21 protein-coding genes are annotated in these 18,400 nt (G+C 45.5%); 16 read left to right on the top strand and 5 right to left on the bottom strand.

Going from position 1 to position 18,400, the window contains the following annotated elements; all coding sequences use genetic code 11:
* The first annotated feature begins 11 nt into the window (after positions 1–11).
* Both P401_RS0109045 and rnjA read left to right on the top strand, forming a co-directional pair.
* Positions 12–227, top strand: coding sequence for a DNA-dependent RNA polymerase subunit epsilon (locus tag P401_RS0109045; RefSeq protein ID WP_029342182.1), 216 nt, complete (start codon positions 12–14; stop codon positions 225–227).
* Positions 224–1,894, top strand: a complete 1,671-nt coding sequence (rnjA, locus tag P401_RS0109040) for a ribonuclease J1 (RefSeq protein ID WP_029342181.1) — start codon at positions 224–226, stop codon at positions 1,892–1,894. Before P401_RS0109045 ends, rnjA begins: the two co-directional genes overlap by 4 nt.
* 45 nt (positions 1,895–1,939) lie before the next feature.
* Here the strand turns inward: rnjA and def are convergent, their stop codons facing one another.
* Positions 1,940–2,479, bottom strand: coding sequence for a peptide deformylase (gene def / locus P401_RS0109035; RefSeq protein ID WP_029342180.1), 540 nt, complete (start codon positions 2,477–2,479; stop codon positions 1,940–1,942).
* A 377-nt stretch (positions 2,480–2,856) separates the two neighbouring features.
* Here def and pdhA point away from each other — a divergent pair, with 377 nt between their 5' ends.
* The 5 genes from pdhA to P401_RS0109010 all read left to right on the top strand — a co-directional run bounded on the left by pdhA (position 2,857) and on the right by P401_RS0109010 (position 8,145).
* On the top strand, positions 2,857–3,939 hold the full coding sequence (gene pdhA, locus P401_RS0109030; protein ID WP_029342179.1) for a pyruvate dehydrogenase (acetyl-transferring) E1 component subunit alpha: 1,083 nt from the start codon (positions 2,857–2,859) through the stop codon (positions 3,937–3,939).
* 3 nt (positions 3,940–3,942) lie between these two features.
* The gene (locus P401_RS0109025) at positions 3,943–4,920 is read left to right on the top strand and encodes an alpha-ketoacid dehydrogenase subunit beta (protein WP_029342178.1); all 978 of its coding nucleotides are present in this window, start codon (positions 3,943–3,945) and stop codon (positions 4,918–4,920) included.
* A gap of 101 nt (positions 4,921–5,021) precedes the next feature.
* Complete coding sequence (locus P401_RS0109020) at positions 5,022–6,314, top strand: dihydrolipoamide acetyltransferase family protein (RefSeq protein WP_029342177.1); 1,293 nt, start codon at positions 5,022–5,024, stop codon at positions 6,312–6,314.
* Between the two features lie 3 nt (positions 6,315–6,317).
* Positions 6,318–7,730 (top strand): dihydrolipoyl dehydrogenase, encoded by a 1,413-nt coding sequence (gene lpdA, locus P401_RS0109015; protein WP_029342176.1) that lies wholly within the window; start codon positions 6,318–6,320, stop codon positions 7,728–7,730.
* A 109-nt stretch (positions 7,731–7,839) separates the two neighbouring features.
* The gene (locus P401_RS0109010; protein ID WP_029342175.1) at positions 7,840–8,145 is read left to right on the top strand and encodes an SAV0927 family protein; all 306 of its coding nucleotides are present in this window, start codon (positions 7,840–7,842) and stop codon (positions 8,143–8,145) included.
* A 56-nt stretch (positions 8,146–8,201) separates the two neighbouring features.
* Here the strand turns inward: P401_RS0109010 and P401_RS0109005 are convergent, their stop codons facing one another.
* Complete coding sequence (locus P401_RS0109005; RefSeq protein ID WP_023468847.1) at positions 8,202–9,689, bottom strand: aminotransferase class I/II-fold pyridoxal phosphate-dependent enzyme; 1,488 nt, start codon at positions 9,687–9,689, stop codon at positions 8,202–8,204.
* Between the two features lie 132 nt (positions 9,690–9,821).
* On the opposite strand from P401_RS0109005, the gene P401_RS0109000 reads away from it, so the two are divergent.
* The 3 genes from P401_RS0109000 (at position 9,822) to P401_RS0108990 (ending at position 11,475) form a co-directional block, all read left to right on the top strand.
* A complete protein-coding gene (locus P401_RS0109000) occupies positions 9,822–10,094 on the top strand; it encodes a UPF0223 family protein (protein WP_029342174.1) in 273 nt (90 codons plus the stop codon).
* A gap of 282 nt (positions 10,095–10,376) precedes the next feature.
* A complete protein-coding gene (locus tag P401_RS0108995) occupies positions 10,377–10,565 on the top strand; it encodes a hypothetical protein (RefSeq protein WP_023468845.1) in 189 nt (62 codons plus the stop codon).
* A 124-nt stretch (positions 10,566–10,689) separates the two neighbouring features.
* Positions 10,690–11,475 (top strand): inositol monophosphatase family protein, encoded by a 786-nt coding sequence (locus tag P401_RS0108990; protein WP_029342173.1) that lies wholly within the window; start codon positions 10,690–10,692, stop codon positions 11,473–11,475.
* Between the two features lie 41 nt (positions 11,476–11,516).
* Here the strand turns inward: P401_RS0108990 and P401_RS18585 are convergent, their stop codons facing one another.
* Complete coding sequence (locus P401_RS18585) at positions 11,517–11,687, bottom strand: DUF5325 family protein (protein WP_023468843.1); 171 nt, start codon at positions 11,685–11,687, stop codon at positions 11,517–11,519.
* Between the two features lie 184 nt (positions 11,688–11,871).
* Here P401_RS18585 and typA point away from each other — a divergent pair, with 184 nt between their 5' ends.
* The 3 genes from typA (at position 11,872) to P401_RS0108965 (ending at position 15,316) form a co-directional block, all read left to right on the top strand.
* Complete coding sequence (gene typA / locus P401_RS0108980) at positions 11,872–13,719, top strand: translational GTPase TypA (protein WP_023468842.1); 1,848 nt, start codon at positions 11,872–11,874, stop codon at positions 13,717–13,719.
* A gap of 26 nt (positions 13,720–13,745) precedes the next feature.
* Positions 13,746–14,099 carry a YlaH-like family protein gene (locus tag P401_RS0108975; RefSeq protein ID WP_023468841.1) on the top strand — a complete coding sequence of 118 codons (354 nt, stop codon included), beginning with the start codon at positions 13,746–13,748 and terminating at the stop codon, positions 14,097–14,099.
* Between the two features lie 122 nt (positions 14,100–14,221).
* Entirely contained in the window at positions 14,222–15,316 is a 1,095-nt protein-coding gene (locus P401_RS0108965) for a PQQ-dependent sugar dehydrogenase (protein WP_034786048.1), read from the top strand.
* Positions 15,317–15,359: 43 nt separating this feature from the next.
* Here the strand turns inward: P401_RS0108965 and P401_RS0108960 are convergent, their stop codons facing one another.
* Complete coding sequence (locus P401_RS0108960) at positions 15,360–15,563, bottom strand: YlaI family protein (RefSeq protein ID WP_029342171.1); 204 nt, start codon at positions 15,561–15,563, stop codon at positions 15,360–15,362.
* A 117-nt stretch (positions 15,564–15,680) separates the two neighbouring features.
* On the opposite strand from P401_RS0108960, the gene P401_RS0108955 reads away from it, so the two are divergent.
* Complete coding sequence (locus P401_RS0108955) at positions 15,681–16,133, top strand: PNPOx family protein (protein WP_029342170.1); 453 nt, start codon at positions 15,681–15,683, stop codon at positions 16,131–16,133.
* A gap of 40 nt (positions 16,134–16,173) precedes the next feature.
* Complete coding sequence (locus P401_RS0108950; RefSeq protein ID WP_029342169.1) at positions 16,174–17,490, top strand: PhoH family protein; 1,317 nt, start codon at positions 16,174–16,176, stop codon at positions 17,488–17,490.
* A 39-nt stretch (positions 17,491–17,529) separates the two neighbouring features.
* Here the strand turns inward: P401_RS0108950 and P401_RS0108945 are convergent, their stop codons facing one another.
* Positions 17,530–17,991: a hypothetical protein gene (locus P401_RS0108945; RefSeq protein ID WP_029342168.1), complete on the bottom strand. Its 462-nt coding sequence runs from the start codon at positions 17,989–17,991 to the stop codon at positions 17,530–17,532.
* Between the two features lie 123 nt (positions 17,992–18,114).
* Here P401_RS0108945 and P401_RS0108940 point away from each other — a divergent pair, with 123 nt between their 5' ends.
* The gene (locus P401_RS0108940) at positions 18,115–18,393 is read left to right on the top strand and encodes an Fpa/YlaN family protein (RefSeq protein ID WP_023468835.1); all 279 of its coding nucleotides are present in this window, start codon (positions 18,115–18,117) and stop codon (positions 18,391–18,393) included.
* The last annotated feature ends 7 nt before the right edge of the window (positions 18,394–18,400 follow it).

Here is an 18,400-nt window from a genome sequence, read left to right as displayed (position 1 = left end):
AGTTGCTAGGCATGATTTTTAAAGTATTTTACCAACCGCTTCGTTCGGAAGCACCTGTTCGTGAACGGACAGAAACAATGTATGTAGAAGGGGAAAGCATTCGTGACGTGCGATCAACGATTGACCACCTCAAAGAAATCAACATCGAGTTCATCCGCGAAGTCAGTGGAGAATTTTTGACATACGAACAACAACATCCTGATTTCAAGGTTGCGACGTTCGAATGAAGTTCGTCAAAAACCATCAGGCCGCCGTTTTCGCACTCGGTGGACTCGGGGAAATCGGGAAGAACACGTATGTCGTTCAATTCCAAGATGAGATCATCGTCATTGACGCGGGTGTCATGTTCCCAGAAGATGAATTACTCGGAATCGACTATGTCATTCCAGATTACACGTACTTGATCAAGAACAAGGACAAGGTCAAAGGCGTCTTCATCACACACGGTCATGAAGATCACATTGGCGGTCTGCCTTTCTTGCTTAAACAAGTAAACTTACCGATTTACGCAGGAAAGATTGCGATGGGTCTCATCAAGGTGAAACTTGAAGAGCACGGGTTGCTTCGCAACGCGGAACTGCATGAAATCGATGAAGATTCGATCATCAAGTTCCGGAAGACAAGCATCTCGTTCTTCCGTACGACACACTCGATTCCAAACTCGTTCGGCGTCGTCGTCAAAACACCACAAGGGAACATCGTGCATACAGGGGACTTTAAGTTCGATTTCACACCAGTCGGAGAACCAGCTGATCTAGCGAAAATGGCTGAACTCGGTAAGGAAGGCGTTTTGTGTCTTCTATCGGATTCAACGAACGCAGAAGTGGAAGGGTTTACGATGAGTGAACGTGTCGTTGGGGAAACGATCTCAGACATCTTCCGTAAAGCGGAAGGACGGATCATCTTTGCGACGTTTGCGTCGAACATCTATCGTCTGCAACAAGCCGTCAATGCTTCTGTTGAAGCAGGACGGAAAATCGTCGTTTTCGGACGTAGTATGGACAAGGTCATGATGATTGGTCAAGAACTTGATTTCATCAAAGCGCCGAAGGGTACGATTATCGAACCGAACGAGATGAAACGTTATAAATCAAATGAGTTGACGATCCTTTGTACCGGTTCACAAGGAGAACCAATGGCGGCACTTAGCCGTATCGCAAACGGAACACATCGTCAAATCTCGATCATTCCGGATGATCTCGTCATCTTCTCGTCGTCACCAATCCCAGGAAACGTCGTTTCTGTCGGAAAGACGATCAATCAGCTATATAAAGCTGGCGCAGATGTCATGTACGGTAAACTGAATGATATCCATACATCAGGTCACGGTAGTCAACAAGAGCAGTTGCTCATGTTACGTCTATTAAATCCGAAATACTTCATGCCGATTCACGGTGAATATCGGATGCTGAAGAAGCATATGTCGCTTGCGATGGATGCTGGTGTACCGGAAGAAAACTGTTTCGTCATGGATAACGGTGAAGTACTCGCATTAGATGCGAATGCAGCCGCTATCACCGGGAAGATTCAAGCGAATGCGGTATATGTCGACGGAAAAGGGATCGGAGACATCGGAAACATCGTCTTACGCGATCGTCGTATCCTCTCGGAAGAGGGACTCGTCGTCGTCGTCGTCGTGACGCTCGACTCGAAGACGAATCGTCTCGTCTCAGGACCGGACATCATCTCACGTGGTTTCGTCTACATGCGTGAGTCGGGTAATTTGATTAAAGATGCTGAACGTCTACTCAAGCGCTCACTTGATCAATCGCTTGCGAACCGGAATACGAAATGGACGGATATCAAACAAGTCATCAATGATACGCTCACACCGTATTTAACAGAAAAAACACAACGTCATCCGATGGTCATGCCGATCATCATGGAAGTCTGATTCAAAAAATCCTCGTCTCCGAAAACGGAAACGAGGATTTTTGTATTACGTAGCAGGACCGTATTCCTTGAACGGTTCTTTTTTATCAATCCGATCGTAAAACATGACGCCATCTAGATGGTCGTATTCATGTTGGCAGACGATTGCTTTCATCCCTTTTAAACGTAATTTTATAGGATTTCCGTTATGATCGATGCCAGTTAGGGTAATACGCATATAGCGCGGTACATGTCCTTCGACTTCACGGTCGACGGACAAACATCCTTCACCGCCAGTTAAATACGTCTGCTCGACGGAATGACTGATGATTTTTGGATTATAGATACCAAATTCCAATAAATCGTCACCATCCGGTAAGCGGATCGCGAACATGCGCTTGTTGACACCGATCTGTGGTGCTGCAAGTCCAATACCGCTTCGTAAGTCGTATTTCTTCGCAATTTCATCATCTTGACTGTTGGCGAGGAACTCGCGCATGAGTCGCATCGTTTCCTTATCCTCATCGCTGAGAGGGAAGGTCACTTCTACTGACCGTTCGTGAAGAGCAGGAACGTCTTCGCGTACGATTTCATTCATGGTGATCATGAACAACACTCCTTTCGTCTACAAAAAGTATAGCATAGGAAAGTGGGGAATGATGACAACTAACACAGTAGGAAAATATCGAATGATACAGAAGATGGAATATTCTAGTTTTGTGATTGAATTCACAATATGAAACGTGAAAAAAATAAAACATTTCCTTTGATTTTAAGGTGTTACAGATTTATACTTGTAACGTAATGAACAAGACACTATTACGTGTCGATTCATGATAATACAGTTTACTCAACTGAATAGGTACACAGACACATGTTCAAAGGATAGTCACACGGGACTTCGTTTTTTGGACACTATTGTCATGTGAGCAAATCAGTCAGAGGAATATTTCGCTGAACGCAGTGAAAGGATGAGGTGAAAAGATGAACGTAAACATGTTTAAAAACGTGGAAGAAAACTTTGAAACGTTCCGCATTCTTGACGAGAAAGGTGAAGTCGTCAATAAAGACGCTATGCCAGACCTCTCGGATGAAGAGCTTACGGAATTAATGCGCCGTCTCGTATACACACGTATCTGGGACCAACGTGCAATCTCACTTAACCGTCAAGGACGTCTTGGGTTCTACGCACCAGTAGCTGGACAAGAAGCGTCAATGATCGGTACACAATTCGCTTTGGATAAAGATGACTGGATTCTTCCTGGATACCGTGATATTCCACAAATGGTCTTCCATGGCTTCCCACTTTACAAAGCATTCTTGTTCTCACGCGGTCACATCACAGGTGGTAAGATTCCTGAAGGTGTTAACGTCTTAATGCCACAAATCATCATCGGTGCGCAGATCGTTCAAGCGGCTGGTGTTGCTCTCGGTCTTAAGAAAAGCGGTAAAGAACAAGTCGCAATCACTTACACAGGTGATGGTGGTTCTTCACAAGGGGACTTCTATGAAGGTATGAACTTCGCTGGAGCTTTCAAAGCACCTGCAATCTTCGTCGTTCAAAACAACCGTTTCGCAATCTCGACACCTGTCGAAAAACAATCTATGGCGAAAACAATCGCTCAAAAAGCTGTCGCTGCTGGGATCAATGGTATCCAAGTCGACGGTATGGACGTTCTCGCTGTATACGCAGCTACGAAACAAGCTCGTGTTGAAGCACTTAACGGTGTTCCGACATTGATCGAAACATTGACTTACCGTTACGGACCACACACACTCGCTGGTGATGATCCAACACGTTACCGTACAAAAGACATGGATGATGAGTACCGAGCACAAGATCCACTCGTCCGTTTCCGTGCTTTCATGGAAGCAAAAGGTCTTTGGAACGAAGATAAAGAGAACGAAGTCATCGAGCAAGCAAAAGCTGACGTTAAGGAAGCACTTGCACAAGCTGACAAAGAACCAAAACAAAAAGTTACAGATTTCATCAACGTGATGGCTGAAAAGCTTCCACAAAACCTGCAAGAGCAGCTTGATGAGTATACAGCAAAGGAGTCGAAATAACCCATGGCACAAATGACGATGATCCAAGCGATCACTGACGCAATGCGCGTCGAGATGAAACGCGACGAACAAGTTCTCATGTTCGGTGAAGACGTCGGTAAAAACGGTGGGGTATTCCGTGCGACAGAAGGTCTTCAAGATGAGCTCGGTGAAGACCGCGTCTTCGATACACCACTTGCGGAATCAGGTATTGGTGGTCTTGCTGTCGGATTCAGTCTGACAGGATTCCGTCCAATCATGGAAATCCAATTCTTCGGATTCGTATTCGAAGTATTTGATTCAGTCGCAGCACAACTTGCGCGTCTCCGTTACCGTTCAGGTGGTACGTACAGTGCACCTGTAACAATCCGTTCACCATTCGGTGGCGGTGTTAAAACACCGGAACTTCACGCAGATAACCTCGAAGGACTCATGGCTCAGTCACCAGGACTTAAAGTTGTCATTCCTTCAACACCATACGATGCAAAAGGTCTCTTGATCGCGTCAATCCGCGACAATGACCCAGTCGTATTCCTCGAGCACATGAAACTCTACCGTTCATTCCGCGGTGAAGTGCCAGAGGGCGATTACACGATCGAACTCGGAAAAGCTGATGTAAAACGTGAAGGTACAGATGTAACAATCGTCACTTACGGTGCGATGGTACACGCTTCACTTAAAGCAGCTGAAGAGCTCGAAAAAGAAAACATCAGCGTCGAAATCATCGACTTGATGACGATCAGCCCGATTGATATCGATACGATTCTTGCTTCTGTCAAGAAAACAAACCGTGTCGTCGTCGTTCAAGAAGCACAAAAACAAGCGGGTATTGCTGCAATGGTTGCTACTGAAATCCAAGAACGTGCAATCCTTGACCTTGAAGCACCGATCCTTCGTGTTGCTGCACCAGATACAATCTTCCCATTCGCACAAGGTGAAGACGTCTGGATCCCAGACCACAAAGATATCGTTGAGAAAGTCAAAACTGTCTACAATTTCTAAGAGCATTTCGGAAAATAAGGAGAGGGTTCCATTCTCTCCTTGCTTCCGTTTTTACAGATAACAATCGACTAGAAGAGTGAACTAAAAGGAGGCATATTCAAATGGGTTTATTTGAATTCAAATTGCCGGATATCGGTGAGGGTATTCATGAAGGTGAAATCGTAAAGTGGTTCGTAAAAGCGGGCGACACTGTCAAGGAAGACGACGTTCTTCTTGAAGTACAAAACGATAAAGCAGTCGTTGAAATCCCATCACCAGTTGATGGTACTGTTAAAGAAGTAAAAGTTGACGAAGGTGTCGTAGCTGTCGTTGGCGACGTCCTCATCACATTCGAAGTCGAAGGCGAAGGTTCTGCTCCTTCTGAAGAAGCAGAGCAACCAAAAGCTGAAGACAACGCGAAAGACGTTCAAGATACGGATCAAAAAGTGGAAGACAAACCAAACGAGGTTCAAATCCATAAATCAGAACGCGTCATCGCGATGCCATCTGTCCGTAAATATGCACGTGAAAAAGGTGTCGACATCCGTGAAGTCCAAGGTTCTGGCGACAACGGTCGTGTTGTTAAAGAAGACATCGATGCATTCGCAAACGGTGGACAAACTTCTGAAGCACCAGCAACAGAAGAAAAAGCACCAGCTGCAGCTGCTTCTGCACCAAAAACAGAAGTTAAGCCTTACGTTGCTGCTCAACCTGAACTTGAAACACGCGAGAAAATCAAAGGAATCCGTAAAGCGATTTCGAAAGCAATGGTTAACTCGAAACATACAGCTCCACACGTAACACTCATGGACGAAGTTGATGTTACGAACCTCGTAGCACTCCGTAAAAACTTCAAAGAAGTTGCGGCTGCTCAAGGTACGAAATTGACTTACCTTCCGTTCGTCGTAAAAGCATTGACTGCTGCTGCTAAGAAATACCCAGCAATCAACGCATCAATCGACGATGTAAACGAAGAAATCGTCTACAAAAACTACTTCAACATCGGTATCGCTGCAGATACAGACAACGGTCTTGTCGTACCAGTCGTTAAAGATGCAGATCGTAAATCGATCTTCTCACTCGCTGACGACATCAATGACCTTGCTGGTAAAGCACGCGAAGGAAAACTTTCTGGCGACGAGATGAAAGGTGGATCAATCACGATCACTAACATCGGTTCTGCTGGCGGTCAGTGGTTCACACCAGTCATCAACCACCCAGAAGTTGCAATCCTCGGTATCGGTCGTATCGCTGAAAAAGCGGTCGTTAAAAACGGCGAAATCGTTGCTGCACCAGTTCTTGCACTTTCATTCAGCTTCGACCACCGTCTCATCGATGGTGCAACTGCACAAAACGCGCTTAACTTAGTTAAACGTCTATTGAACGACCCACAACTTCTCATCATGGAGGGATAAGCAATGGTAGTAGGTGAATTCGCACAAGAAACAGATTTACTCGTAATCGGGGCTGGCCCTGGTGGTTACGTTGCTGCAATCCGCGGCGCGCAACTCGGTATGAAAGTAACAATCGTTGAACGTGAAAACGTCGGCGGTGTCTGCTTAAACGTTGGATGTATCCCGTCAAAAGCCTTGATCACTGCAGGACACAACTTCCAGCATGCTAAAGGTTCAAGCGATATGGGGATCACTTCTGAGAATGCAACTGTCGATTTCTCGAAAGTTCAATCTTGGAAACAATCTGTCGTCAACAAATTGACTGGCGGCGTTAGTGGTCTTCTTAAAGGGAACAAAGTTGAGACTGTCGTTGGGGAAGCTTACTTCCAATCAGAAGATACAGTTCGTATCATCAACGAAGATTCTTCGACTCCTTACAAATTCAAGAAATGTATCATCGCGACAGGTTCGACTCCAATCGAACTTCCAGCTTTCAAATGGTCAAAACGCGTTCTTTCTTCAACAGGCGCATTGAACCTTCCTGAAATCCCGAAAAAACTCATCGTCATCGGTGGCGGATACATCGGGATGGAGCTTGGTACAGCGTATGCGAACTTCGATACAGAAGTCGTCATTCTTGAAGGAACAAAAGACATCCTTTCTGGTTTCGAGCCTGCTATGACGCAAGTCGTTAAGAAAAAGCTCAAACAAAAAGGTAACATCACAATCCACAACGAAGCACTTGCTCAAAGTGTGGAAGAGTCGGAAGATGGCGTTAAAGTAACATTCGAAGTCAACGGTGAAGCACAAACAGTTGAAGCGGACTACGTCCTCGTTACTGTTGGTCGCCGTCCGAACACTGGTGATCTTGGTCTTGAAATGGCAGAAGTTAAAGTCAGCGACCGTGGTCTTGTCGAAATCGACGATCAGTGCCGTACTTCAAACGAAAACATCTACGCAATCGGTGATATCGTTCCCGGACCACCACTTGCACACAAAGCTTCATTCGAAGCTAAAATCGCTGCTGAAGCAGCTGCAGGACACCCTGCATACCTCGACTACAGCGCGATTCCAGCGGTCGTCTTCACAGACCCAGAACTCGCTACAGTCGGTTACACGGAAGCACAAGCAAAAGAAGAAGGACTCGACTACATCGCGTCTAAATTCCCTTACGCTGCGAATGGTCGTGCACTTGCACTCAACGAGCCAGACGGCTTCTTGAAAATGATCACTCGTAAATCAGATGGTCTCTTGATCGGCGCGCAAATCGCTGGTACAGGCGCTTCTGATATGATCGCTGAAATGGGACTCGCAATCGAGTCTGGTATGACAGCTGAAGATATCGCACTCACAATCCACGCGCACCCATCACTTGGTGAAATCGCAATGGAAACTGCTGAAGTTGCAATCGGCAGCCCAATCCACATCATTAAATAATATTGAAACACCTCATTCGCGGGGAGCCGACCGTGAATGAGGTGTTTTTTGTTTGGGCTTGATTCAAAAAAGGAAAAGGAAAAGTAAAAATTGGAGAGGGTGGACGCACATGGAATCCGTGACTACCTTGGAGGAGCTGTATTACGTATCAGAGATGGATAAGGTTCGTTTTGTCGGCTGGACGACTGCACTCGCCCGCTATGATTTTGCTGTCGTCTGTACAGGACAATTCTTCGGGAAAGTACTCGTCGTCAGTTTAACCGGTGGTCAGTCAGCGTTACTCGATCAACAGGATGTGTTGAATGGAGATGTCTTAGTTCGTACATTTGCGATTGAACGAGAGGATGTCGAAGTAATTGGTGAAGCACTCGCAGCATTCATTCCTTGTTCACCAAATGATGAGTACGCAGAATGAAATGACTAAAAAAGCAGTAATCCTCATTGAATAAGGATTACTGCTTTGTCTTGTTTTTACCGAATCGCATTCGATTGTTGAATGACTTTGATTGTCTCGAGTGAATGGTCCTCAAGGCCTTGAACCGGAAGACCAGCTTCGATGTTTTCTTTAATATAGGCAAGATTGTCTGCCGTAATCATTTCGCCTGGAATGAAGATTGGGATGCCAGGTGGATATACCATCATGAATTCAGCTGAAATCCGCCCGACCGCATCAATCAACGGAATCGTCTCTGTCTCTTCATAGAATGCATCACGAGGACTGAGAGCGAGTGCTGGGATGTCTGGAAGAACAATCGAATGATCAGTCGTTTCAGCGCCATTATTTTGATAACGTGCAACCAGTAATGACATCGCATGGAGAAAGGCATCAATCGTCTCTTCCGAGTCACCAGACGTAATGATGACGAGGATGTTGTTCAAATCTGAAAGTTCAACTTCAATCCGATGTTCTTCACGTAAAAACTCTTCAACAAGGTGACCGGAAATACCAAGTCCTTTAACGGAAACGAGCACTTTCGTAGGATCAAAGGCAAACGTCGCACTCGAATGAAGATCGGATTCGCCGAAAACAGCGAGATAAGGAAGCTTCGCTAATCCAAAACGCATCCGTGTCGCAAGTTCAAGTGCCCGACGATTCATCGCTTCACCATTGATCGCAAGATGACGTCGTGCACAGTCAAGAGATGCGAGCAATAGGTAGGATGTCGATGTCGTCGTCAACATCGAGAGCACCGCTTGAACTTTATCTGGAGAAACAAGTCCGCGACGAACGTTCAGGACAGAGCTTCCAGTGAGTGACCCACCGAGCTTATGCACGCTGGTTGCGGCAAGATCAGCTCCTGCTTGCATCGCAGACAATGGCATATCTTCGTGGAATGCGATATGAACGCCGTGTGCTTCGTCGACGAGTACCGGAATACCTTTACTATGGGAAAGCTTGACGATACTCTCTAAATCGCCAGCAACGCCGAAATAGGTCGGGTTGATGACGAGAACTGCTTTTGTATCGGGATGAAGTGCAAGGGCACGTTCTACCGCGCTTGGTGTGATGCCGTGCGCGATTCCGAATGTCTCATCAAATTCAGGGTGAATGAAAATCGGATGCGCACCAGAAAGAACGATAGCTGACATCACCGATTTATGCACGTTCCGAGGAACGAGAATTTTATCATCAGGTCCGACGACACTCATGATCATTGCCATGATTGCCGTTGAAGTTCCTTGTACGGAAAAGAACGTTTCGTCGGCGTGGAAGGCTTGAGCGGCCAATTGATGAGCTTCCTTAATGATTGCCTTTGGATGATGAAGATCATCAAGGGGAGCGATATTGATTAAATCGATATCGAGCGCATTCTGACCGATGAACGATCGAAAGGCTGGATCCATTCCTTGACCATTTTTATGACCGGGAATATGAAATTGAATTGGTTGACGTTTCGCATGCGCGAGTAGCGCATCGAATAAAGGTGTATCGAGCTGTGTTAAGCTTTTTGTTTGCACCAGATTTCCCCCCTTAAAACCGAATAAAAATACAATCAAACAAGCTAACTATAACAAGTTTTCGGACGGTTGCAACTGTTTTATGCTTCTTTTCCGTGTAAAATAGAAAAGTGCAGAAAGGAAGTGGGAATGATGGCATTGAATTATCCGCTCAATTCCGATTGGTCGACTGAAGAAATCGTGAAAGTCATCGACTTCTTTAATTTAGTCGAACAAGCGTATGAATCAGGCGTTGAACGACAGCGGTTGCTCGAAGCATATCGTGAATTCAAACAGATCGTCACCTCGAAATCCGAGGAGAAGCAATGGGATCAGTTTTATGCGGAAGAGACAGGTTGCTCGAGTTATCGGACGATGCAGCAGGCGAAACGTCAAGAAGAATCAATCGTTCGTATGAAGAAATAATTAGACCATGAAGATAAGACTCCCGTGCGAACGCGTGGGAGTCTTATCTTTTAATCCGACTGGAAATGTGCGGGAAATGATCAACATTTGTTTAAAGTGGAAAGGAAGCGGCTATATACTACATACAAGACGTTGACCTTACAAATATGTGAAACTGTATTTTTTAAAATTAGATGCTTTACATCTAAGTTGAATCGTACTATTATAGATTCAATCCACTAATAAGTCGCAATTGTCTGACAAGTTAAACCTCTGTTTATCCCGCGAAGGAGTGTGGTTACTGTGAAACAAGTGATAGAAGCATACAAGAGAAAAGATGCAGAAAAACGCATTCCTGTATTGCGTCTCGAAATCGATTATGAGCTTGCTACATTACACGATGCGATGGTGGCAAGTGACGCAGAAGCTGTTGGCGCAAGTAAAGAGCGCCTCGAAAAATATCGTCAAGAGATGGTACGTCTTGAAGCTTGATTTCAACGTTCCGATCTCTACCTTATAATAAAATATCAACTCTTCAACCAGCGAACTGTTCGCTGGTTTTCTTTTTTTGTTACTATAGAAGAAGCTGGAAACAACGATGAAGGAGTGAACTCAAATGCAGATTGAGTTGGATGCGATAGATTTGATCAAACGAGCGGGAAAGTACATTCGCGAAAAAATTGATGGTTCGTATCACGTCGAACAAAAAACCGGAAAAAGTGATTTAGTGACGGAGATTGATCAAGCCGTCGAGGATTTATTGATTCAAGGTATTTTAGATCGCTATCCGAATCATCATATTTATGGGGAAGAGGGACGAATCGCTCGACCTGATACACTCGAAGGCACGATCTGGTTCGTTGATCCGATTGATGGAACGATGAACTTCATTCGTCAAAAACGAATGTTTGCCATCTCGATCGCGATCATGATAGATGGTGAGTTACGTTATGGTTTCGTTTACGACGTCATGGCTGACGAGTTGTTCCATGTCATCAAAGGGCATGGTGCTTATCAAAACGGCATACGATTACCACAAATCGAGGAGCGGAGTGTTAAAGAAGCAATCATCTGTATGAATGCGACCTGGGTGACACCAAATCGTCGGATCAATACGGATCGTCTTGCACCACTCGTGCGACATGCCGTCGGAGTGCGAGCGATCGGTGCAGCATCACTTGAACTTGCATGGACAGCTGCAGGACGTGTTGATGGGTATATCACGATGCGTAATATGCCTTGGGATTACGCAGCCGGTCAGTTATTGATTGAAGAGGTCGGTGGGCGTGTCGGAACGATCACAGGTGAATCGATGTCATTTCTCGAACAAACGAGTGTGCTAGCAGGGAGCCAGACGTTCGTTAAAGATGTTTTGACATTCGTACAAACACAAGAAGATTGAAAAAAGGTTTCTTTCGTTTTAAACGAAAGGAACCTTTTCGGTCATGCTTGTTTTCGTAAACGTGCCTTTAAGACGAACCCAGCACCCATCGCAACAATCATCAAGATGACAGAAGCAATCGTCATCGGAACGTTTTGTTCCGCGATGAAGATGCCGATGGCTGCCATGGATCCTACGGCAAGCATAGCGAGTAATAAAAATAGCAGACGCATGTTTTTTCCCCCTCTACCCGTGAGTACGTTAACAGTGTAGCGTGAATGAAGGATAATGAAAAGGCTTTCGGAGTGATGTCGAATCTTAGTCATTGCCAATTAGGACTCTACCTGTGCTATACTCTTAAAGTTGACCGAAAGTATGATAAGATTTATTTAAATGAATAGAAAGAGGTACACACCTATGACAACATTAGTACGAAATGATTTACGCAACGTTGCGATCATCGCCCACGTTGACCATGGTAAAACAACATTAGTCGATGAGCTTTTAAAACAGTCTGGTACGTTCCGTACGAACGAACAAGTCGAAGAACGCGCAATGGACTCAAATGACATCGAGCGGGAACGTGGAATCACGATTCTTGCGAAAAACACTGCAATTGACTACAAGAACACACGCATCAACATCGTTGATACGCCAGGACACGCCGATTTCGGTGGAGAAGTTGAGCGGATCATGCGTATGGTTGATGGCGTCATCCTCGTCGTCGATGCACGTGAAGGCTGTATGCCACAAACACGTTTCGTTTTGAAAAAAGCACTCGAGCAAGGACTTCAACCAATCGTCGTCGTCAACAAAATCGACAAACCGATGGTCCGTCCTCTTGAAGTCGTCGACGAAGTCGTTGATCTCTTGATCGACCTCGGAGCTGACGAAGATCAACTCGAATTCCCAGTCGTTTATGCATCGGCAGTCAACGGCTCAAGTTCATTTGAACCTGAATTAGAAAAACAAGAAGATACAATCACGAACGTTCTTGATTTGATTCTTGAGCACACACCAGCACCTGTCGATAACACAATGGAGCCGCTTCAGTTCCAAGTGACGATGCTTGACTATGATAACTACCTCGGACGGATCGGTGTCGGTCGTGTCTTCCGTGGAGAAATCAAAGTTGGCGATAGCGTTTCGCTTTCGAAACTTGACGGCTCAACGAAGAACTTCCGTGTTACGAAGTTGTTCGGTTACTTCGGTCTAAAACGTGTCGAAATCGAAACAGCAAAAGCTGGAGATTTGATCGCGATCGCTGGTATGGAAGATATCAACGTCGGTGAGACGGTTTGCCCGACTTCACACGTTGATCCACTCCCATTATTACGTATCGATGAGCCAACGCTTCAAATGACATTCATCGTCAACAACTCGCCATTCGCTGGTCGTGAAGGGGATCTCGTTACTTCACGTAAAATCGAAGAGCGTCTTGAAAAAGAACTCGAAACAGACGTTTCACTTCGCATCGAAAACACGGACTCACCGGACCGCTGGATCGTTTCTGGTCGTGGGGAACTTCACCTCGGGATCTTGATCGAAAACATGCGCCGTGAAGGATACGAAATCCAAGTATCAAAACCGCAAGTTATCATCAAAGAAGAAGAAGGCGTCAAAGTCGAGCCATTCGAACGCGTCGTCATCGATACACCAGAAGAGTACACAGGTTCTGTCATGGAATCGATCGGTCTCCGTAAAGGTGAATTGACGAACATGCAAACAATGGACAACGGTCAAACGAAAATGGAATTCATCGTTCCTTCACGTGGTTTGATTGGTTACCGTAACGAATTCCTTTCTGCTACACGCGGATACGGAATCATGAACCACACATTCGAAGAATACCGTCCGTTCATCCAAGCGGATATCGGTGGACGTCGCAGTGGAGTTATGGTCTCAATCGAAACAGGTAAAGCAACTGCTTACGCGATCTCAGCTCTTGAAGACCGCGGAACGATCTTCATCGAGCCTGGTATCGAAGTATACGAAGGTATGATCATCGGCGAATGTAACCGTGATGTCGATCTCGCTGTCAACGTCGTTAAAGCAAAACAATTAACGAACATGCGTGCATCTGCAAAAGATTCAACGAACGTTCTTAAACGTCCACGTGTCTTCTCACTTGAAGAGTCGTTGACATTCTTGAACGAAGATGAGTACTGTGAAATCACACCACAATCGGTTCGTCTCCGTAAACAAGTCTTGAACAAGAACGAACGTGAAAAGCAAGAAAAACGTCGTCGTCTAGGTAAAGATTGAGTCTTGAACGAATAGGGGGACTGGCAATGAATGCACAAGCTGCCGTTGCTTCTGATTTCTCGAAATACGATATTCCGTTCATCGCGAAACTTCTCGGTATCGGAAGTGATCCGAATAACATCGAAGCGGGATTTTATCCTTTAATGATTACCGTTGTCATTTTGACGCTTGTCGTCTTTAAGTTAGGATTTGCTAAGGAACTGGCATGGTGGAAATCACTGATCGTCTATCTCTTGCTCGCCGTCTTCTCGGCAGCATTGACGCTTGTCTTCTGGACATGGCCGATTCCTGAAGTACTTCTTGCGATGGTCTTCGTACTTGGTATTTATCGCTTCCGGATGTGGATGGTCAAGCGTGAACGTGAACGGACAGCTTCTTGACGGAAGCGTGTCATGAATCAAAAGAACGAATCTCTTCGGAGGTTCGTTCTTTTTTTTGAGCCAATTCAGATGCATGATTTAAAGCGGAGCGGGAACAATGATACTAAAAGGGGGAGAAAACAGTGAAAATAAGGTATGTCATACCCCTACTGTTAACGGGTATTCTGATGGGCTGTACGCAAACGTCAGAAGAATCGTCAACAGAGGAAACGAATCAGACGACACAAGAAAACAATCAACAGGATTCAGGTGATCAAGAAGCGACGCAATCATCTCAAGCGCAAGAAGGCGTCGTATTTAAAGAGCTAAACGCTCCGTGGAATATCGTCCGAGAAGGAGAGGTATTTTACATCACGGAACGTGAAGGAACGATTGTCAAAGGAGAACAAGATGATTATGAACGGATGCGCCTTCAGCTGAAAGAGGATATCCTCGCTGAAGGAGAAGGTGGATTGCTTGGGATGGTACTCGATCCTGATTTTAAGGACAATAAGACAGCATACGTCTACCATACGTACGCCAAACAAGGACAAGCGACGAATCGCGTCATCGCGATAAAAGAAGAGGGCGACCAGTGGACGGAAGAACGTGTCTTACTCGATGATATTCCCGGAGCTACGATTCATAACGGGGGACGGCTGGAGTGGGGACCAGAGGGCGCACTCTACGTCACAGCAGGAGACGCAGCGAATCCCGAACTGGCGCAAGACATTGATTCGTTGGCAGGAAAGATTTTACGCATCACATCTGAAGGGAAACCGTTCGAGGGGAATCAAAAAGGATACGTCTACAGTCTCGGTCACCGGAATCCACAAGGACTTGTTTTCGTCGATGATCAACTGTATGCAAGCGAACATGGACAAAGTGGGCACGATGAAATCAACCGAATCGAACAAAAGAATTATGGATGGCCGACGATTGAAGGGAAAGAACAAGCTGAAGGACTGGTGACGCCGTGGTATGAAGTAGGAGAACAATCTGTTGCACCAAGTGGAGTGGCAACAGCAGAGAATACACTGTATTTTGCAACACTTGTCGGACAGCGATTACAAACGATTGATTTAGAGACGAAGCAAGTCAAGACGGTTGTCGAAAACCAAGGTCGGATTCGAGATGTCTGGATTGACGAGACATCGATTTACTATATTACAAATAATACGGACGGAAGAGGGAATCCATCGGCAGATGATGATCGACTCGTTCGAATCAATCGATGAACAATAAAAGGTCTGTCAGGGAATTTTCCCGCAGACCTTTTGTTTACCAGTGTTTTCGTTTTGTTTCCCAAGTCGGGTATAAATGGAATTGTCCAGAAGCGTGGCGTTCAAGTGTCCGTTCTTCTACGCGTGATCGACACTCATCACAGATATGGACACGAACAGGTTTATTGCGTAATCGCTTCGCCGTGAAGGACCAATCATCAATCGTTTCACGCTTATCGCAAATCGTACATTTCACTCGCATGTCAGGTCCTCCCTTTTTTTCTTAGTATATCATATTAGAAGATTATTCAGATGTAAAAAAGGGAAACGAGAAGTATATCTCGAAATATCATCACTAAGTCGCAGAGGGGGTGATGTCATGGCAAATAAAGTTGAACAACAGCTCAACTCAGGTCAACTAGAAGCATTATCGCAATTACCACTCGTTTTTTTGATTACGCATGATCAATCCAAACATTGGCCCATCACACATGCAATCAGTTGGGTACATGCGACGGATTCGCAAACGGTTCGTTTTGCAATCGAAGCAGATTCTCATCTCGTTAAAACATTACGAGAGCATCCGGTCTTCACGTTGATCTTTTTTGCTGATCAGTCGACGTACAGCTTAACGTGTACGGACGTCAAGGCGATTACGCCACAAGAAGACCTTCCGTTACCACTCGCTTTTTATGAGGGACGCGTTGAGGAGGTACGTGACATCTTGTTTTACGGAGCAGCTGTCACACAACGACCGACTATTGAAAAAACATACGATGAACAGGCAGCCGAACGGTTAGATCAACTCGTTCATCGCATCCTAAAAGCGTAACATTCATCACAAACTCGACTCTAAAGGGGCGAACGATGGAATGAAAAAAATATACGTACTTGATACCAATGTCATGCTTCACGATCCACTTTCTCTTTTTCAATTCCAGGAGCATGATGTCGTCATACCAGCGATCGTACTAGAAGAACTGGATGGAAAAAAACGCAACATGGATGAAGTTGGACGTAATGCACGAGAAACAGCTCGCATCTTAGACCAATTACGAGAAACGGGGCAGCTTCATGCGGGAGTGCCACTCGGAAACGGCGGCATTCTTCGCGTCGATATTGGAGATTCTATTCATGAAGGTTCGCCGTTTACGCATGAATCAAACGATAATAAGATTATTGAACTGGCGTGGTCGATTCACCGTGAACAACAAACTGAAGCGACACCACGAGATGTCATTCTCGTCTCAAAAGATATCTTAGTCCGCGTCAAAGCGGATGCGTATGGATTAGTCGCTGAAGATTATATGACGGATCATATCGCTGATCTGACCGGTCTTTATACAGGATTTATCGAAGTGACTGTCGATCAGGAATATATTGATGCCTTTTATCAGGATAAACGGCTTTCGGTTGATGTCTTGCCAGAAAAAGTGCAACCGAATGAGTTCGTCATCTTAAAAAGTAACATGTCGAAAGCTTCAGCCATCGCCGTCGTTGATCAGAACCTGCCAATTATCCGGGCACTTTCGATCGATGTCGATCAAGTTTGGGGCGTCATTCCACGAAACGTCCAACAACGAATGGCATTTGAATTGTTATTACGTGACGATGTACCACTTGTAACACTCGTTGGTAAGGCAGGTACCGGGAAAACGTTACTCGCACTCGCCGCGGGTCTTTTGCAAGTAGAAGACGAGCATAAATATAAAAAATTGGTCGTTGCTCGTCCCGTCGTACCGATGGGAAACGATATCGGCTACTTGCCGGGTGAAATGGAAGAGAAGCTTCGTCCGTGGATGCAACCCATCTACGATAACCTCGAACACCTCTTCAATACAGGATCAGGAGATGAACTTGGTAACATTCTCGCTGGAATGAAGACGATTCAACTGGAAGCATTAACGTATATCCGGGGACGTAGTATGCCGGGGCAATTCATCATCATCGATGAAGCGCAGAATTTAACGAAACATGAAGTGAAGACGATTTTGACACGTGTCGGTGAAAACTCGAAAATCGTGTTAGTCGGGGATCCGCAACAGATTGATCATCCGTATCTAGATGAGTATTCCAATGGTTTATCCTACGCCGTAGAACGACTCAAAAATGAGAAGATGACGGGACACGTCAAACTCGTCAAAGGGGAGCGCTCGAACTTGGCGCGCCTCGCAGCCGATTTACTATGAAAAAACGTGGTGCGTCTAATCAGGCGCACCACGTTTTCCTTATATGACGGTAACCGTATGAACGGATTTGACGATCCGTTGTCCGTGCAACAAATGAACGGGTCCATCTGCTAACACTTTGCCGTCTTGTGAGAACTGCAAATACACTTCGTCGAGTTGCTCAAGTGGAAGTTCAACCGTTTCTTCGCCTTCAAAACGAATAGCGATCGCATCCGGTAAGAGTTCAGCATTCCGGATGAACGGCGCAAGCGCCATCGCGAATGACCCTTGAAGCGCGGCTTCTTTTTCAGCACGTGTCATCGGACGATTGTGATCCGTACGACTGCCTTCCATGATACCTTTATCCCACGCAGCCCCCATTTTCGCGTAGTAAGCTTCTTGTTCACTTGTGTCGGCTGGTTGCCCGATTTTCTCGATTGCCACCTTTCGTTCATCAAAGATCCAGACTGTCGGATCAATCGTTAACTGATGCCGTACTTTACCGTTAATCGGAAAAATCATTTGTTCTACCCCCTAAATGTGTAAGTCCAACAAATCCATTATACCGAAACGTTGAATTGTTGGCGAAAGTAAGGTAAAGTTTAGCTATAACAGGAACGCGTCATTTGATGAGGAGGGATTGGATTGTCAACTGAAATCGAGACAGTTCATCGCCAGCGCGCTCTTGAGCTACTAGAAGCGGATGCACAAAAAATCCGCCGGTTGATCGAGGTCCAGCTTGCGAATTTAACGATGCCACAATGTCCTCTTTACGAGGAAGTATTGGATACACAAATGTTCGGATTATCCCGTCAGATTGATTTTGCGGTACGTCTTGAACTGATTGATGCGGGTGAGGGGAAACAATTACTCGAATCACTTGAACAGCAATTATCTGATTTACATGATGCGGAGACGTGCTGATTTTCTA

This window comes from Exiguobacterium acetylicum DSM 20416, assembly GCF_000702605.1.
Classification (GTDB): Bacteria; Bacillota; Bacilli; order Exiguobacteriales; family Exiguobacteriaceae; genus Exiguobacterium_A; species Exiguobacterium_A acetylicum.
This window is presented reverse-complemented; position numbering and strand designations above follow the sequence as displayed.

What these genes read in the sequence shown, in the direction of transcription:
- P401_RS0109045 (WP_029342182.1), top strand. Translation starts at nt 12, where the DNA reads ATGATTTTTAAAGTATTTTACCAACCGCTTCGTTCGGAAGCACCTGTT.
- rnjA (WP_029342181.1), top strand. Translation starts at nt 224, where the DNA reads ATGAAGTTCGTCAAAAACCATCAGGCCGCCGTTTTCGCACTCGGTGGA.
- def (WP_029342180.1), bottom strand. Translation starts at nt 2,479, where the DNA reads ATGATCACCATGAATGAAATCGTACGCGAAGACGTTCCTGCTCTTCAC.
- pdhA (WP_029342179.1), top strand. Translation starts at nt 2,857, where the DNA reads ATGAACGTAAACATGTTTAAAAACGTGGAAGAAAACTTTGAAACGTTC.
- P401_RS0109025 (WP_029342178.1), top strand. Translation starts at nt 3,943, where the DNA reads ATGGCACAAATGACGATGATCCAAGCGATCACTGACGCAATGCGCGTC.
- P401_RS0109020 (WP_029342177.1), top strand. Translation starts at nt 5,022, where the DNA reads ATGGGTTTATTTGAATTCAAATTGCCGGATATCGGTGAGGGTATTCAT.
- lpdA (WP_029342176.1), top strand. Translation starts at nt 6,318, where the DNA reads ATGGTAGTAGGTGAATTCGCACAAGAAACAGATTTACTCGTAATCGGG.
- P401_RS0109010 (WP_029342175.1), top strand. Translation starts at nt 7,840, where the DNA reads ATGGAATCCGTGACTACCTTGGAGGAGCTGTATTACGTATCAGAGATG.
- P401_RS0109000 (WP_029342174.1), top strand. Translation starts at nt 9,822, where the DNA reads ATGGCATTGAATTATCCGCTCAATTCCGATTGGTCGACTGAAGAAATC.
- P401_RS0108990 (WP_029342173.1), top strand. Translation starts at nt 10,690, where the DNA reads ATGCAGATTGAGTTGGATGCGATAGATTTGATCAAACGAGCGGGAAAG.
- P401_RS18585 (WP_023468843.1), bottom strand. Translation starts at nt 11,687, where the DNA reads ATGCGTCTGCTATTTTTATTACTCGCTATGCTTGCCGTAGGATCCATG.
- typA (WP_023468842.1), top strand. Translation starts at nt 11,872, where the DNA reads ATGACAACATTAGTACGAAATGATTTACGCAACGTTGCGATCATCGCC.
- P401_RS0108975 (WP_023468841.1), top strand. Translation starts at nt 13,746, where the DNA reads ATGAATGCACAAGCTGCCGTTGCTTCTGATTTCTCGAAATACGATATT.
- P401_RS0108960 (WP_029342171.1), bottom strand. Translation starts at nt 15,563, where the DNA reads ATGCGAGTGAAATGTACGATTTGCGATAAGCGTGAAACGATTGATGAT.
- P401_RS0108955 (WP_029342170.1), top strand. Translation starts at nt 15,681, where the DNA reads ATGGCAAATAAAGTTGAACAACAGCTCAACTCAGGTCAACTAGAAGCA.
- P401_RS0108950 (WP_029342169.1), top strand. Translation starts at nt 16,174, where the DNA reads ATGAAAAAAATATACGTACTTGATACCAATGTCATGCTTCACGATCCA.
- P401_RS0108945 (WP_029342168.1), bottom strand. Translation starts at nt 17,991, where the DNA reads ATGATTTTTCCGATTAACGGTAAAGTACGGCATCAGTTAACGATTGAT.